The 14934-nt window shown below is 66.1% G+C and carries 14 protein-coding genes; 6 read left to right on the forward strand and 8 right to left on the reverse strand.

Annotated features, from left to right (window positions below; translation table 11 throughout):
• The first annotated feature begins 2 nt into the window (after nt 1-2).
• Both CHB88_RS18270 and CHB88_RS18275 read left to right on the forward strand, forming a co-directional pair.
• On the forward strand, nt 3-326 hold the full coding sequence (locus CHB88_RS18270; protein ID WP_089400792.1) for an NAD(P) transhydrogenase subunit alpha part 2: 324 nt from the start codon (nt 3-5) through the stop codon (nt 324-326).
• Nucleotides 326-1765: an NAD(P)(+) transhydrogenase (Re/Si-specific) subunit beta gene (locus CHB88_RS18275; protein WP_089400793.1), complete on the forward strand. Its 1440-nt coding sequence runs from the start codon at nt 326-328 to the stop codon at nt 1763-1765. Before CHB88_RS18270 ends, CHB88_RS18275 begins: the two co-directional genes overlap by 1 nt.
• Nucleotides 1766-1883: 118 nt before the next feature.
• On the opposite strand, the gene CHB88_RS18280 is transcribed toward CHB88_RS18275, so the two are convergent.
• The 4 genes from CHB88_RS18280 to CHB88_RS18295 are packed head-to-tail and all read right to left on the reverse strand — an operon-like array spanning nt 1884 to nt 6184.
• Complete coding sequence (locus CHB88_RS18280) at nt 1884-3032, reverse strand: UbiH/UbiF/VisC/COQ6 family ubiquinone biosynthesis hydroxylase (RefSeq protein ID WP_089400794.1); 1149 nt, start codon at nt 3030-3032, stop codon at nt 1884-1886.
• An 8-nt stretch (nt 3033-3040) separates the two neighbouring features.
• A complete protein-coding gene (gene pepP / locus CHB88_RS18285; protein ID WP_089400795.1) occupies nt 3041-4387 on the reverse strand; it encodes a Xaa-Pro aminopeptidase in 1347 nt (448 codons plus the stop codon).
• Nucleotides 4384-5100 (reverse strand): N-acetylmuramate alpha-1-phosphate uridylyltransferase MurU, encoded by a 717-nt coding sequence (gene murU, locus CHB88_RS18290; protein ID WP_089400796.1) that lies wholly within the window; start codon nt 5098-5100, stop codon nt 4384-4386. Before murU ends, pepP begins: the two co-directional genes overlap by 4 nt.
• Nucleotides 5101-5143: 43 nt before the next feature.
• Nucleotides 5144-6184, reverse strand: coding sequence for an aminoglycoside phosphotransferase family protein (locus CHB88_RS18295; RefSeq protein ID WP_089400797.1), 1041 nt, complete (start codon nt 6182-6184; stop codon nt 5144-5146).
• A gap of 132 nt (nt 6185-6316) precedes the next feature.
• Between CHB88_RS18295 and CHB88_RS18300 the strand changes: the two genes are divergently transcribed.
• The 4 genes from CHB88_RS18300 to rsmA are packed head-to-tail and all read left to right on the forward strand — an operon-like array spanning nt 6317 to nt 11736.
• Nucleotides 6317-8467 carry an LPS-assembly protein LptD gene (locus CHB88_RS18300; RefSeq protein ID WP_245845061.1) on the forward strand — a complete coding sequence of 717 codons (2151 nt, stop codon included), beginning with the start codon at nt 6317-6319 and terminating at the stop codon, nt 8465-8467.
• Nucleotides 8468-8481: 14 nt separating this feature from the next.
• Nucleotides 8482-9933, forward strand: a complete 1452-nt coding sequence (locus tag CHB88_RS18305) for a peptidylprolyl isomerase (RefSeq protein ID WP_245845064.1) — start codon at nt 8482-8484, stop codon at nt 9931-9933.
• 10 nt (nt 9934-9943) lie between these two features.
• Entirely contained in the window at nt 9944-10972 is a 1029-nt protein-coding gene (gene pdxA, locus CHB88_RS18310; RefSeq protein ID WP_245845066.1) for a 4-hydroxythreonine-4-phosphate dehydrogenase PdxA, read from the forward strand.
• Nucleotides 10969-11736, forward strand: a complete 768-nt coding sequence (rsmA, locus tag CHB88_RS18315) for a 16S rRNA (adenine(1518)-N(6)/adenine(1519)-N(6))-dimethyltransferase RsmA (protein WP_089400800.1) — start codon at nt 10969-10971, stop codon at nt 11734-11736. Before pdxA ends, rsmA begins: the two co-directional genes overlap by 4 nt.
• A gap of 519 nt (nt 11737-12255) precedes the next feature.
• Here the strand turns inward: rsmA and gloA are convergent.
• The 4 genes from gloA to gmhB are packed head-to-tail and all read right to left on the reverse strand — an operon-like array spanning nt 12256 to nt 14933.
• Nucleotides 12256-12642, reverse strand: a complete 387-nt coding sequence (gloA, locus tag CHB88_RS18320; protein WP_089400801.1) for a lactoylglutathione lyase — start codon at nt 12640-12642, stop codon at nt 12256-12258.
• A gap of 17 nt (nt 12643-12659) precedes the next feature.
• Nucleotides 12660-13574, reverse strand: a complete 915-nt coding sequence (locus CHB88_RS18325; protein ID WP_089400802.1) for a M48 family metallopeptidase — start codon at nt 13572-13574, stop codon at nt 12660-12662.
• Complete coding sequence (locus CHB88_RS18330) at nt 13546-14331, reverse strand: lysophospholipid acyltransferase family protein (RefSeq protein ID WP_089400803.1); 786 nt, start codon at nt 14329-14331, stop codon at nt 13546-13548. The genes CHB88_RS18325 and CHB88_RS18330 overlap by 29 nt, the downstream gene beginning before the upstream one ends.
• A 32-nt stretch (nt 14332-14363) precedes the next feature.
• Nucleotides 14364-14933 carry a D-glycero-beta-D-manno-heptose 1,7-bisphosphate 7-phosphatase gene (gene gmhB, locus CHB88_RS18335; protein ID WP_089400804.1) on the reverse strand — a complete coding sequence of 190 codons (570 nt, stop codon included), beginning with the start codon at nt 14931-14933 and terminating at the stop codon, nt 14364-14366.
• Nucleotide 14934 lies beyond the last annotated feature (1 nt).

A 14934-nucleotide genomic window follows, 5' to 3' on the forward strand; every position in this document is an offset into this window, starting at 1 on the left:
CCATGGAAGTCAGTCACACCATCACCAACCTGATCATCTTCGTGCTGGCCATCTACGTCGGCTACCACGTCGTCTGGACCGTCACGCCGGCGCTGCATACGCCGCTGATGGCCGTCACCAACGCCATTTCCGCCATCATCATCGTCGGCGCCATGCTTGCCGCCGGCCTGACCGAGGGCGTGGTCGGGCAGTTCATGGGCACGCTCGCCGTCGCGCTGGCGGCGGTGAACGTGTTCGGCGGGTTCCTGGTGACCCGGCGCATGCTGGAGATGTTCAAGAAGAAGGAGCCGAAAGCGGCCAAGTCGGACAAAGAGGGAGCGAAATAATGAGCATGAATGTCGTTACGCTGCTGTACCTGATCGCCTCGGTGTGCTTCATCCAGGCGCTGAAGGGGCTGTCGCATCCGTCCACCGCCCGGCGCGGCAATGCCTTCGGCATGATCGGCATGGCCATTGCCATCGCCACCACCATCGCGCTCATCGTCAAGCTCAAGAGCGAAGCACCGATCAGCTCGCCGGCCGGCTTCGGCCTGGTCCTGCTCGGCATCGTTGTCGGCGGCACGATCGGCGCGGTGCTGGCCAAGCGGGTCGAGATGACCAAGATGCCGGAGCTGGTGGCGGCGATGCACTCGCTGATCGGCCTGGCGGCGGTCTGCATCGCGGTGGCGGCAGTGTCGGAACCGGCTGCCTTCGGCATCGTGCAGAGCAACCTCGATCCCATCCCGCTCGGCAACCGGCTGGAGCTGTTCATCGGCACCTTCGTCGGCGCCATCACCTTTTCCGGATCGGTGATCGCCTTCGGCAAGCTGGCCGGCAAGTACAAGTTCCGCCTGTTCCAGGGCGCGCCGGTGGTGTTCTCGGGCCAGCACATGCTGAACCTGGCGCTGGCGATTGCCATGATCGCGTTCGGCATCTGGTTCTGCATGACGCAGGCCTGGCTGCCCTTCATCCTCATGACCCTGATCGCCTTCGCGCTCGGCGTGCTGATCATCATCCCGATCGGCGGCGCCGACATGCCGGTGGTGGTGTCAATGTTGAACAGTTACTCCGGCTGGGCGGCGGCGGGCATCGGCTTCTCGCTGAACAATTCGATGCTGATCATCGCCGGCTCGCTGGTCGGCTCCTCCGGCGCGATCCTGTCCTACATCATGTGCAAGGCGATGAACCGCTCCTTCTTCAACGTGATCCTCGGCGGCTTCGGTGGCGAGGCGGCGGCTGGCGGCGGCGCGGCGCAGCAGCAGCGCAACGTGAAGTCGGGTTCGGCCGACGATGCCGCCTTCCTGATGGGCAATGCCGAAACCGTGATCATCGTGCCCGGCTACGGCCTGGCGGTGGCGCGCGCCCAGCATGCGCTGAAGGAGCTGACCGAGAAGCTGACGCACAACGGCGTGACGGTGAAGTATGCGATCCATCCGGTGGCCGGCCGCATGCCGGGCCACATGAACGTGCTGCTGGCGGAAGCCGAGGTGCCGTACGACCAGGTGTTCGAGATGGAAGACATCAACGGCGAATTCGGCCAGGCCGACGTGGTGCTGGTGCTCGGGGCCAATGACGTGGTGAACCCGGCCGCCAAGGATCCGAAGTCGCCGATTGCCGGCATGCCCATCCTGGAGGCCTACAAGGCCAAGACGGTGATCGTCAACAAGCGCTCCATGGCCGCCGGCTACGCCGGCCTCGACAACGAGCTGTTCTACATGGACAAGACCATGATGGTGTTCGGCGACGCCAAGAAGGTGATCGAGGACATGGTGAAGGCGGTGGAGTGAGCTTTCCGTCAACCTGACGCCGTCTGCATAAGACAAAGCCGCACGGCGCAATCCGTGCGGCTTTTTTCATGGCGGATCGAGTTTCGTTTGGAACGCTGAAGGTTTCCAGCGCCAGCGGTCAGCGCCGCCCGTACATCATCTGCTCCGCGAGCAGCCGCCGCGCCGGCGCCACCGTGTCGAACAAGCCGAGGCCGAGGGCGAGCGTGGCCTGCGACCAGGAGCCCTGGCGGTCGCCGGCGAAGACCCGCGCCATGGCGTCGGTGATGCGGATCGTGAGGCTGCGGTCGGCGCGGCGTTCGTCGTCGAACCGGCGCAAGGCCGCGGGGGACTGCTCACGGGCCAGCAGGCGCGCCAGCACGGCCGCATCGCGCAGGCCGAGGTTGAGCCCTTGCCCCGCGACCGGATGCAGGGTTTGCGCGGCATTGCCGATGGCGGCGACGCGCTGCGACAGCACGCCGCCGGCATTCAGGCCGAGCGGGTAGGCGTGGCGCGCCGACACCGAGGTGAAGCGGCCGAGCCGGTCGCCGAACTGGCGGTGCAGGGCGTCGAGGAAGGCGGCATCGCCGAGCGCCGTCAGGCCGAGCGCGGTTTCCGGCCTGGCGCACCAGACCAGCGCGTAGCCATCCTCCTGCGGCAGCAGGGCCAGGGGGCCTTCGTCGGTGAAGCGTTCATAGGCGCGATGCGGCACCGGGTGGGCTGCCCGCACATGGGCGACGATCGCGGTCTGGCCATAGTCGCGCCGCAGCGGCTTGGCCTGCTGCTCGGCGAACAGGCCGCCTTCGGCCTGCACCACGATGCGGGCGCTCAAGGCGGCGGGCAGGCCCGCGCCGTCCGCCAGCGCGAGCGACACCTGATCCGCTTCCTCGGCCGTGCCGGTGACCTGCGCCGGACGCAGCATGCGCAGCGGCAGCTGCCGGGCGCGCGCATCGAGCGCCGCCATCAGCAGGCCGTAGCGGGTGACGTAGCCGAGGGCCGGCAACTTGTACTCGTCGCGGTCGATCAGCGTGCGCCCGAAATGGCCGCGGCGCGAGACATGGATCTGGTGGATGGAGTCGGCCGGCATGGTCCAGGCGCCGATGTCTTCCAGAATCTGCCGGCTGCCGTGGGACAGCGCCAGCGAGCGCGGGTCCCTGATCGCCTGCTCCGGCGCGCGGGCATCGATCAGCGCGATGCGCCCCGGCGGGACGCCATGCCGCGCCAGCAGCAGGGCCAGCGCCAGCCCGACCGGGCCGGCGCCGATGATGGCGATGTCGCAATCGGTCTGCATGGGCCCGTTCAGCGCCGCATCACGTCTTCGATCTCGGCCACGGTTTTGGGCGCATCCCGGGTCAGCAGTTCGCAGCCGGCGGCCGTCACCAGCGCATCGTCCTCGATGCGGATGCCGATGTTCCAGAATGCCTGCGGCACGCCTTCCGCCGGCCGCACATAGATGCCCGGCTCGATGGTCAGCACCATGCCCGGCTGCAGCTGGCGCCAGGGTCGCTCGCCGTTCGCGGCCGGGGCCGCCTCGCGGTACTCGCCGACATCGTGCACATCCATGCCCAGCCAATGGCCGGTGCGGTGCATGTAGAACTGGCGGTAGGCGCCTTTCTCGATCACGTCGTCCAGCGTGCCGACCTTGTTGGCGTCGAGCAGGCCGGTGTCGAGCATGCCCTGAGCCAGCACCCTGACCGCCGCATCGTGGCCATCCATGAAGGTCTTGCCGGGGCGGGTCTCCGCCACGGCCGCCGCCTGGGAGGCGAGCACCAGTTCGTAGAGGGTGCGCTGCGGACCGCTGAAGCGGCCGTTGGCGGGGAAGGTGCGGGTGATGTCCGAGGCATAACCGTCGAGTTCGCAGCCGGCATCGATGAGCACCAGGTCGCCGTCCTTCAGCTCGGCGTCGCCGGCGCGGTAGTGCAGCACGCAGGCATTGGCGCCGGTGGCGACGATGGAGCCGTAGGCCGGAAATTGCGAGCCGTGGCGGCGGAACTCGTGCAGCAGCTCGGCTTCGAGATGGTATTCGCGCAGGCCGGGCCGGGACGTCTGCATCGCGCGCCGATGGGCGCCGGCGGAGATGTCGGCGGCGCGCTGCATGACGGCGATTTCCTGCTCGTCCTTGAACAGGCGCATCTCGTCCAGCAGCACATGCACGTCGACCACCGTGGCCGGCACGGTGACGCCGGCCCGGGCCAGGGCGCGCACCGCCTGCAGCCAGGACTGGATGCGCGCATCCAGCTTCGCGTCCTTGCCGAGCGCATGGAACAGGGCCGGCGCGTTGGCGATCAGCTTCGGGATCTCGACATCGATTTCCTCGATGGAGTGAGCCTCGTCGAAGCCGAAGCGCTCGCGCGCCGCTTCGGGGCCGTAGCGGAAGCCGTCCCAGATTTCGCGTTCCTCGTTCTTCGGCCGGCAGAACAGGATGGCGCGGCGCTTGGATTTCGCCGCGTCGGTGACCAGCACGATGACCGATTCCGGCTCGGTGAAGCCGGACAGGTAGTAGAAGTAGCTGTCGTGCCGGTAGGGATAGTCGGCATCGCGGTTGCGCATCACTTCCGGCGCGGTCGGGATGATGGCCACGCCGCCGCCCATGGCTTCCATCTTCGCCATCAGGGCACTGCGTCGGTCTGCGTAGAGTCGCGTCATGGTTGTCCTCGGTTGAACGGCGCATTCAGCTGCGCCAGGCGTTCCGGCGTGCCGACATCGGTCCAGTCGCCGCGGTAGAGTTCGCCGCCGACCTGGCCGCGGGCGGCGTATTCGCGCAGGATGGGCGCCAGCGGCGCCGCGTCGCCCGGCTGCACCGAATCGAACATCTCCGGCCGGTACACGCCGATGCCGGAAAAGGTGTGGCGCTGCTCGCCCTCGTTGGCGATGGAAAAGCTGTTCAGCGCGAAGTCGCCCTTCGGATGATGCGCCGGGTTCTTCACCAGGTAGAGCCAGGCGACATCGCGCTTGTCGCGCGGATGCGGGTTGCCCCACATGTCGTTGTCCTGCAGCGCATCCTTCACCTGTCCGAAGTCGAAGTGCGGACAGTAGATGTCGCCGGCGATGGCCACGAAGGGCTCCTCGCCCAGCAGGTGACGCGCCTTGGCAATGCCGCCGGCGGTTTCCAGGGCGGTGCCCTCGGCGGAATAGGCGATGCGGGCGCCGTAGCGTTCGCCGTTGCCGAGCGCTTCCTCGATCATGTGGCCGAGATGCGCATGGTTGATGACGATGTCGGCAATGCCGGCGCGCACCAGGTTGAGGATGTGCCAGACGATCAGCGGCCGCCCGCGCACCGTCAGCAGCGGCTTGGGACAGGTATCGGTCAGCGGGCGCATCCGCTCGCCGCGGCCGGCGGCGAAGATCATGGCTTTCATGCGGGCTTCCTGCGGTAAGGGCGGTGCCTGAGGGACGGGCGCATCAGAAGGTGTAGCCGACCTGGGGGCCGCGGGCCTCGAAGTCGTCGAGCAGGCGCACCAGCGGCGCCAGTTCCTTGTAGCGGCCGGCGGTCTTGCGAGTGTATTCCATCACCAGCGGCAGGTCCTTGAGGTAGCCGTCCTTGCCGTCGCGGTGATAGAGGCGGGCGAAGATGCCGAGCACCTTCAGGTGGCGCTGCAGGCCCATGAATTCGAAGTCGCGGTAAAAGGCGTCGATGTCCGGGTTCACCGGCAGGCCGGCGCGCTTGGCGCGTTCCCAGTAGCGGATGGCCCAGTCCAGCACCAGTTCCTCGTCCCATTGCACATAGGCGTCGCGCAGCAGCGAAACGAGGTCGTAGGTAATGGGGCCGTAGACCGCATCCTGGAAATCGAGGATGCCGGGATTGCCCTGCGACAGCACCATCAGGTTGCGCGAATGGTAGTCGCGGTGCACGTAGACCTGCGGCTGGGCGAGGTTGTTGGCAAGCAGGACATCGAACACCTTGTTCAGCTGCTCGGTCTGGGTCGCCGTCATCTCGACGCCGAGATGCTTGCCGACATACCATTCCGGAAACAGCATCAGCTCGCGCAGCAGCAGGGCGCGGTCGTACTCGGGCAGCTGGCCCGGCTTGCTCTGCGCCTGGATCAGCACCAGCGCCTCGATGGCGCTGATGTAGAGCGCATGCGCGGTGTCCGGCGACAGCTGGTTCAGGTAGGTGGTGTTGCCAAGATCGCTCAGCAGCAGGAAGCCGTTGTCCACGTCCTGGGCCAGGATCTTCGGCACCGAGACGCCGGTCTCGCCGAACAGCTCCGCCACATGGATGAAGGGCCGCACATCCTCCTGCGGCGGCGGCGCGTCCATGATGATGAGGCTGCCCTGGCCATCGACCGCATCGGCACGGAAATAGCGGCGGAAGCTGGCGTCGGCCGACGCCGGCCGGATCGATTCGACGCGGGCCGGCGCTCCGGGCAGGGCGGCAAGCCAGGTTTTCAGGGCATCGAGACGAACATCGGAAGGCGCTGCAGGGGATTGATTTGAAGACATGAAACAGGCTGATTCGGCAATTGAGGGCGGTAAGTTCCCATATAATAAGGGATTCATCTCAAAAATGCGCCTGCCCCTTTCCTGCTCATGACCCGGTTTCGAGCTCGTCCCCAACCGCTTCGCCTGCTCCGTGTGCTGACTGCCCTGATTGCCGCTGGCGTCGTGCCGGGCATGGGCTTTGCGCAACAAAATGCCGCCGCGCCGGCGGATGATCCCAATGGCCCGGCCACCGTGAGCGCCGAGGAAATGACAGGCCGGCCCGACCGCGAGGTATTCCTGGAGCGTGACGTGGAAATCATCCGCGGTCCCACCACCGTGACCTCCGACCGGGCTACCTACCGGGTGCTGGAGGATGAGGTGGAAGCCAGCGGCAACATTCGCCTGCGCCGCAATGCCGACAGCTATACCGGCGACGACATGCGCCTGAAGATCGATACCGGCGAAGGCTTCATCACCCATCCCACTTATCACCTGGGCAAGAACAATGCGCAGGGCAGGGCGGACCGCGTCGATTTCGAGTCGCGCGAGGAAGCCACCATTACCGATAGTTCCTACAGTACCTGCGAAGGGCCGGATCCGGACTGGTATTTGAAGTCCGGCATCATGAAGCTCGATACCGGACGCGATGTCGGCACCGCCTACCGCTCCCTGGTGTACTTCAAGGGCGTGCCCATTCTCGGCGCGCCGGCGATCTCGTTCCCGCTGTCGGATGCGCGCAAGTCCGGCCTGCTGCCGCCCACCATCGGCTCCAACAGCAAGGGCGGCCTCGACATCACCACGCCGTATTACCTCAACATCGCGCCCAACCGCGACCTGACCCTCTATCCGCGCCTCATCGCGCGGCGCGGCTTGCAGCTTGGCGCCGAAGCCCGCTACCTCGGCGAGACTTACAACGGCATCACCCGCGCCGAATACCTGCCGCACGACCGCCTGACCAACAGCGATCGCTACCTGCTGTCGTCGTTGCATAACCAGACCCTTGCGCCGGGCCTGTTCGCCAACTGGAACCTGAATTTCGCGTCGGACGACAACTACATGTCCGACTTCACGCGCAATCTCACCAATACCACCCAGCGTCTGCTGGCGCGCGACATCAACCTGAACTACGCCGGCAGCTTCTGGAGCAGCACCGCCCGCCTGTCCAATTACCAGGTGCTGCAGGATCCGGCCGCGCCGATCACCAAGCCTTACGCCCGCTTGCCGCAGCTGACCTTTCTCAGCGGTCAGCAGGACGTCAACGGCTTCGACTGGAATGCCGATGCGGAACTGACCCGCTTCTGGCATGCCGACCTGGTGCGCGGAAACCGCATGGTGATCAACCCGCGGCTTGCCTATCCGATCATCAACCAGGCCTTCTTCGTCATCCCGAAGGTGCAGGTGCATGCCACCCGCTACCAGCTGGAGAACACGGCGCCGGGCGCCAGCACCACGTTGTCGCGCACCGTGCCGATCTTCTCGGTCGACAGCGGCATGGTGTTCGAGCGCGATGCCCGCTTCTTCAACCTGCCGACGACGCAGACGCTGGAACCGCGCCTGTTCTACGTCTACGCGCCGTACCGCGACCAGAGCGCCTTCCCGCTGTTCGACACTGCCGAGGCCGATCTCAGCTTCGGCCAGCTGTTCAGCGAGAACCGCTTCATCGGCAATGACCGCATCAGCAACTCCAACCAGCTGACGGCCGCGCTGGTATCGCGCTTCCTGGAGCCGAGCGGCGCGCTGCGTGCCCGCTTCGCCATCGGCCAGCGCTACTATTTCACCGACCAGCGGGTGTCGCTCACGTCGACGGCAACCGAAAGCCGCTCCGACCTGCTGCTGTCGGCCTATACCCAGTTGTCCCGCAGTCTCAGCTTCGAGGGCAATACCCAGTACAGCCAGTCGCTGCATAAGCTGCGCCGGGCCAGCCTGTTCGGCCAGTGGCAGCCGGAGCCGGGCAAGGTGCTGAACCTGCGCTACCGGCGCGACCTGCCGAACAACCTGGAGCAGGTGGAAGTCTCCGGCCAGTGGCCGATCTCGCGCCGCTGGTATGGCGTGGCGCGGGTCAACTATTCGCTGCCGGACAAGCGCATCGCCGAAAGCCTGGGCGGCATCGAATACAAGGCCGACTGCTGGGTGTTCCGCCTGGTCGGCCAGCGCATCCCGACCGCGACTCAGCAATCTACCTCGGCCATCTATTTCCAGCTCGAACTGACGGGCCTGACCCGCCTCGGCTCCAATCCGCTGGATGCCCTGCGCGCCGCCGTGCCCGGCTACCAGATGGTGAACCAACCCCGTCCCAATCCTTGAGAAGCCTGTCATCCATGAACACTCGTTTCACGTCTTCCATTTCGCGCCGGCGCACCGGCATGGCTGCAGTGCTGCTGGCCTTCGGCGCCGCGCTGTCGGCGCCGGCCCTGGCCCAGTTCCGCGCGCCATCGCAGCCGGGCCTGCCGGTCAATCCGCCGGCCGCCGTCCAGGCCGCGCCGGCGCAGCCGGCACCCCAGCCGCGGATTCAGCTGGCCGATGCGATCATCGCCGTGGTCAACAACGATGTCATCACCCGCAATGAGCTGATGGACCGCGCCCGCATGGTCGAGCGCCGCATGCGCGGGCAGGGCGTGTCGCTGCCGCCGCCGGCCGAATTCCAGCGCCAGCTGCTGGAGCGCATGATCGTCGACAAGGCGCAGCTGCAGCTGGCCAAGGAAGTCGGCATCCGCGTCGACGACACCATGCTGGACCGCGCCGTCAGCCGCATCGCCGAGCAGAACCGCATGTCGCTGCAGGAGTTCCGCAACCAGCTCGAGCGCGAAGGCATCACCTATCCGCGCTTCCGCGAAGAGATCCGCGAGGAAATCATCATGCAGCGCCTGCGCGAGCGGGAAGTCGACAACAAGATCCAGATTTCGGAGTCGGAAGTCGACAACTACCTCGCCGCCGAGAAGGGCGCCGGCGGTGCGCAGCAGGAGCTGAACCTGGCTCAGATCCTGGTTCGCGTCCCGGAAAACGCCTCGGCCGAGCAGATCGCCGCCCGCCGCCAGCGCGCCGAGGAGATTCAGCGCCAGATCCGCTCCGGCGGCGATTTCGCCAAGTTGGCCGCCACCTATTCCGACGCCAGCGATGCGCTCAGCGGCGGCGACCTCGGCTGGCGCAGCCAGGACCGTCTGCCGCAGCTTTTCCTGGATGCCGTCTCCGGCCTGAAGGAAGGCGAGGCGTCGCAGATCGTCAAGAGCGCCAACGGCTTCCACATCGTCAAGCTGGTCGGCAAGCGCCAGCCGAGCGTCGTGAAGGGCGGTGCGGCCGGCCCGAACGCGGTGCAGCAGACCCATGCGCGCCACATCCTCATCAAGACCAACCAGATCGTCAGCGCCGCCGATGCCCGCCGCAAGCTGGCCGAGCTGAAGCAGCGCCTCGACAACAACGCCGCCAAGTTCGAGGACCTGGCCAAGCTGTATTCGAACGACCTCTCCGCCTCGCGCGGCGGCGACCTCGGCTGGATCTACCCGGGCGATACCGTGCCCGAGTTCGAGCGCGCCATGGACGGGCTGCAGCCGGGGCAGGTGAGCGAGCCTATCGAATCGCCCTTCGGCTATCACCTGATCCAGGTGATCGAGCGCAAGCGCGACGACGTGTCGCAGGAGCGGCAGCGGCTGATCGCCCGCCAGGCCATCCGCGAACGCAAGCTGGAAGAGGCGACCCAGGATTGGCTGCGCCAGCTGCGCGACCGCGCCTATGTCGAATATCGCTTCGAGAACGCCGAGAGCAGCGGATCGTAAGGATTTCATCATGAGCACCGGCAAGCGGCCCGTCATTGCCATCACCTGCGGCGAACCGGCCGGCATCGGCCCCGAAATCTCGCTGCGCGCCGCCTGGGAGCTGCGCGCCGAGATCGACGGCGTGCTGCTCGGCGACGCCGCCCTGCTGTCCATGCTGGCCGAGGACATCTCGCCCGATATCCGGTTGTCGGCCTTGTCCTGGCAGGCGGTTCGCAACAACGGACTGCCTCAGCGCAGCCCGGAGCGTCTGACGGTGATCGACTGTCCGCTGGCGGTGCCGGCGCAGCCGGGCCAACTCGATGCCCGCAACGGCGGCGCGGTGCTGCAGACGCTGGATGTGGCCATCGCGGGCGCCCGGGACGGCCTGTTCGAAGCCATCGTCACCGCGCCGCTCCAGAAAAGCACTATCAACGATGCCGGCGTGCCCTTCACCGGCCATACAGAATACCTGGCGGAGAAAACCGCCACGCCGCAGGTGGTGATGATGCTCGCCGGCGGCACGCCGCTGCTGCGGGTGGCGCTGGCCACCACCCATCTCGCCCTGAAGGACGTGCCGGCGGCCATCACCTTCGACAGCCTGTCGACCACGCTGGACATCGTGCACCGGGACCTGAAGGCCAAGTTCGGCATCGCCAGGCCGCGCATCCTGGTGACCGGCCTCAATCCGCATGCCGGCGAGAACGGCTATCTCGGCCGCGAGGAGATCGATGTCATCGCGCCGGCGCTGCAATCGGCGCAGGCGCGGGGCATCGACGCTATCGGTCCCTATCCGGCCGACACCCTGTTCCAGCCGCGCCATCTGGAAGGCGCAGACTGCGTGCTGGCCATGTACCACGACCAGGGGCTGCCGGTGCTCAAGCACGCCAGCTTCGGCCGCGGCGTCAATATCACCTTGGGCCTGCCCATCATCCGCACCTCGGTCGACCACGGCACCGCGCTCGACCTGGCAGCAAAGGGCCTCGGCCATGCCGACCATGGCAGCATGAAGGAAGCCCTCGCCGTGGCCGCGCGCATGGCGGCATCGAAAGCATCCGCATGAAACACATTCCCCGCAAGCGCTTCGGCCAGAACTTCCTGACCGATCAATCGGTGCTGCACGACATCATCCGCGCCATCGATCCCCGGCCGGAAGACGCCATGGTCGAGATCGGCCCCGGCCTCGGCGCCATGACCTCGCTGCTGCTGCAATCGCTGCGCCAGCTGCACGTGGTGGAGCTGGACCGCGACCTGGTGGCGCGCCTGAAGCGCGACTATCCGGCCGACCGCCTGGTGGTGCATGAAGGCGACGCGCTGCAATTCGATTTTGCTTCCCTGCCGGTGTCCGAGGGCAGGAAGCTGCGGGTGGTGGGCAACCTGCCCTACAACATTTCCAGTCCGCTGCTGTTTCATCTGGCGGAGATGGCGCCGCAGGTGCACGACCAGCATTTCATGCTGCAGAAGGAAGTGGTGGAGCGGATGGTGGCGGAGCCGGGCACCAAGGCCTTCGGCCGGCTGTCGGTGATGCTGCAGTGGCGCTATCACATGGAACTGCTGTTCGTGGTTCCGCCCACGGCCTTCGACCCGCCGCCGCAGGTGGATTCGGCCATCGTGCGCATGATCCCGCTGCCGCAGCCGCTTCCCTGCGATGCCGCCAAGCTGGAGCAGGTGGTCACCAAGGCTTTCTCGCAGCGGCGCAAGGTGCTGCGCAATTGCGTTGCCGGGATGTTCACCGAGAATGATCTGATCGATGCCGGCGTCGACCCGCAGGCGCGTCCGGAAGCGGTGCCGATGGAACAGTTCGTGGCGCTGGCAAATAGGGCGTAGCAGGGAATTCGCGGAGCACTGCTCCGCGCCTGCGGAGCCAGCAGCGCTTGCAAGCGCTGCTGTGGGTGGGGTTTCGCGGAGCACCGTTCCGCGCTGGCGTGGGTCGTGGAAGGGGTTCTCTCGCCCTTAAGGGAAGTTCTTTATAAGCAGAAGAAACCCACCCTCACCCACGTCATTGCTTGCAAGCGATGACGACTTCGCAGGCGGACGGCATGCTGTCCGAATTCCCTGCTGCGCCCCCAACCCTCCCCCTGATGGAGAGGGAGCATCCTTTGTGGTTCAACCTCACCCCTCACGGTCAGGAATGCAAGCCCGACCGGCTGCGCGTATTCAAGGGAAAGGATAGGTAGCCAGACTATGAACCACCCTACGGTCGGGCTTGCAAGCCTGACCGGCTTCGCGTATTCAAGGGAAAGGATAGGTAGCCAGACTTTGAACCACCCCACGGTCAGGCTTGCAAGCCTGACCGGCTTCGCGAGCGCAGAGCAGTGCTCTGCGAAACCCTCGCTGCGCCCCCCTCTACGCTCCCCGCTGAATCAACTCCACCTTATACCCATCCGGATCCTCGATGAAGGCGATCACCGTCGAGCCGCCCTTCACCGGGCCAGCTTCTCGCGTCACCTTTCCGCCCAGCGCCTTCACCTGCTTGCAGGTCCGGTAGGCATCTTCCACCGCGATGGCGATGTGGCCATAGGCGCTGCCGAGGTCGTACTTGTCCACGCCGTAGTTGTAGGTCAGCTCCAGTTCCGCATGGTCCGGGTTGGTGCCGTAGCCGACGAACGCAAGCGAATACTTCTGCTCCGGGCGGTCGGTGGTGCGCAGCAGCTTCATGCCCATGACGCGGGTGTAGAAATCGATGGAACGCTGCAGGTCGCCGACTCGCAGCATGGTGTGGAGGATGCGCATGTGGTTCTCCTGTGTGCTTAAAAAAGTGGCAGCGCTTCCGGGCTGTGGTCGCGCAGCGCTCGCTTGGCGGCAGCGAATTCGGGAAACACTGATTGCACCGTGGCCCAGAAGCGCGGGCTGTGGTTCATCTCGCGCAGGTGCGACAGCTCGTGCGCGATGACGTAGTCGATCAGCGGCGGGGCGAAATGGATCAGGCGCCAGTTCAGCCGGATGCGGCCATCCGAGGTGCAGGAACCCCACTGGGTCGCGGCCGAGGACAGCGCGAACTGGCGATAGGTCACGCCCAGCTTTTCCGCATACACCGGCAGGCGTTCGGCAAAGATGCGCTTGGCTTCCGATTGCAGCCAGCCCTGCACCCTATCCTTCAGCTGCTGCTCGCCCGCTTCCGGCGGCAGGCAGACCGTCAGGCGTGCCGCTTCCGCATCGAAGGCGATGCCGGTGCCCAAAGCCGGTATCACCTGCAGCACGATGTCGCCGCCGAGATAGGGCAGCTTGGCGCCGTCCTGCCAGACCATCGGCGCCTGCAGCCGGCGCGCGGATCGCTCGCGCCGCTCGGTCAGCTTGGCGAAGATCCAGCGCTGCTTTTCTTGGATGGCGCCTTCGATCTCGGCGATCGTCACCCAGCGCGGGGCGGTGATGCGCAAGCCGTCGTCGTCGATGAGGAAGCCGATTGAACGGCGCTTGGAGCGCAGCAGCCGGTATTCGAGGATATGGCTGCCGACATGGATGCGGCGGCGCGGCGTGCTCGAGGCAGTCGTGCCGGGCGTCGGACCAGGGAAGAGTGTCGGCGTCCCGGGCGAGACGGAGCGCGGCGTCTCATGCTTCGGAGCCGGCCTGTCCACCGGGCGCTGCGGGTTGCCCTCGGAGGGCGCGAAGTCCAGCCCGAGTGCAAGCTGTTGGGGTTCAGGCAGGATCTGACGAAGCAGCTTCAAGATGGTTGGGCAGGTTGTCGATGGTGTAGATGCCGGGAGAAGAGATGACGCGCATTTCCGATTCTATCCAATTTTCCACCTGCTGCATGAGTTCGGCCGGCGTCAGGCCGGCTGACCGGATCGGCTTGCCGATGGAAACGGTGATCAGGCCGGGCTTCTTGATGAAGGGTTTCTTCGGCCAGCATTCGCCGGAATTGACCGCGATCGGGATCACCGGCACGCCGGCTTCCACTGCGAGGCGCGCGCCGCCGGTCTTGTACTTGCCCTTCAGGCCGACCGGGATGCGGGTGCCTTCCGGGAACAGCACCGGCCAGCGGCCTTCCTGCAAGCGCTGGCGGCCGAGTTCCACTACCTGGGCGAAGGCATCCTTGCCCTTGCTGCGGTTGATCGGGATCATGCGCAGCAGCGCAATGCCCCAGCCGAAGAAGGGCACGTAGTTGAGTTCCCTCTTGTAGACGAAGACCAGCGGCCGGGTCAGGTTGTAGCAAAGGAAAAGCGTTTCCCACGTCGACTGGTGCTTGCACAGCACGATGGCGGGTTCATCGGGCAGGTTTTCCTCGCCCTTGATCTGGTAACGGATGCCGCACACCAGGCGCGCCGCCTGGATGTTGAAACGGTTCCACAACACCGTCATGTTGTAGTGCTGGCGGTAGGGCAGCAGGGCGAACAGGAAGCAGATCGGCGCCCAGATCGCGGTGGACAGCGCGAACAGCAGCATGAACACGCAGGAGCGCAGGTAAAGCAGAGGGGTGGACATCTTGTCTCCGGAAACAGGGTCGGCGTGGCGGCTCAGACGGAAGGCGCGGGCTCTGCCCGCTTTTTCAGCAGCAGGTCGACCACGGCGGCGAGGTCGGCATGCACCTTGGTGCCGGGCGGCAGGCCGCCCTTGGCCTGCGTGGCTTCGCCCTTGCCGGTCAGGACCAGATAGGGAGCGCAGCCGGCGAGGAAGCCGGCCTGCAGGTCGCGCAGCGAATCGCCGACGTTGGGCACGCCCTTGAGGCTGACATCGAAGCGCTTGGCAATATCGAGCAGCATGCCTGCCTTCGGCTTGCGGCAGGCGCAGTTGTCATCGGCCGCATGCGGGCAGAAGAAGACGGCGTCGATGTCGGCGCCGACCAGCTTGGCCGCCAGATGCATCTTCTGGTGGATGGCATTCAGGGTGAGGATGCTGAACAGCCCGCGCGCGATGCCCGACTGGTTGGTGGCCACCACCACCCGGTAGCCGGCCTGATTCAGGCGGGCGATCGCTTCCAGCGATCCGGGGATGGGAATCCACTCGTCGGTCGACTTGATGAACGCGTCGGAGTCATGGTTGATGACCCCATCGCGGTCCAGGATGATCAGCTTGCTGCGCACCATG

The sequence above is a fragment of the Noviherbaspirillum humi genome (genome assembly GCF_900188095.1).
GTDB classification, from domain to species: Bacteria; Pseudomonadota; Gammaproteobacteria; order Burkholderiales; family Burkholderiaceae_D; genus Noviherbaspirillum; species Noviherbaspirillum humi.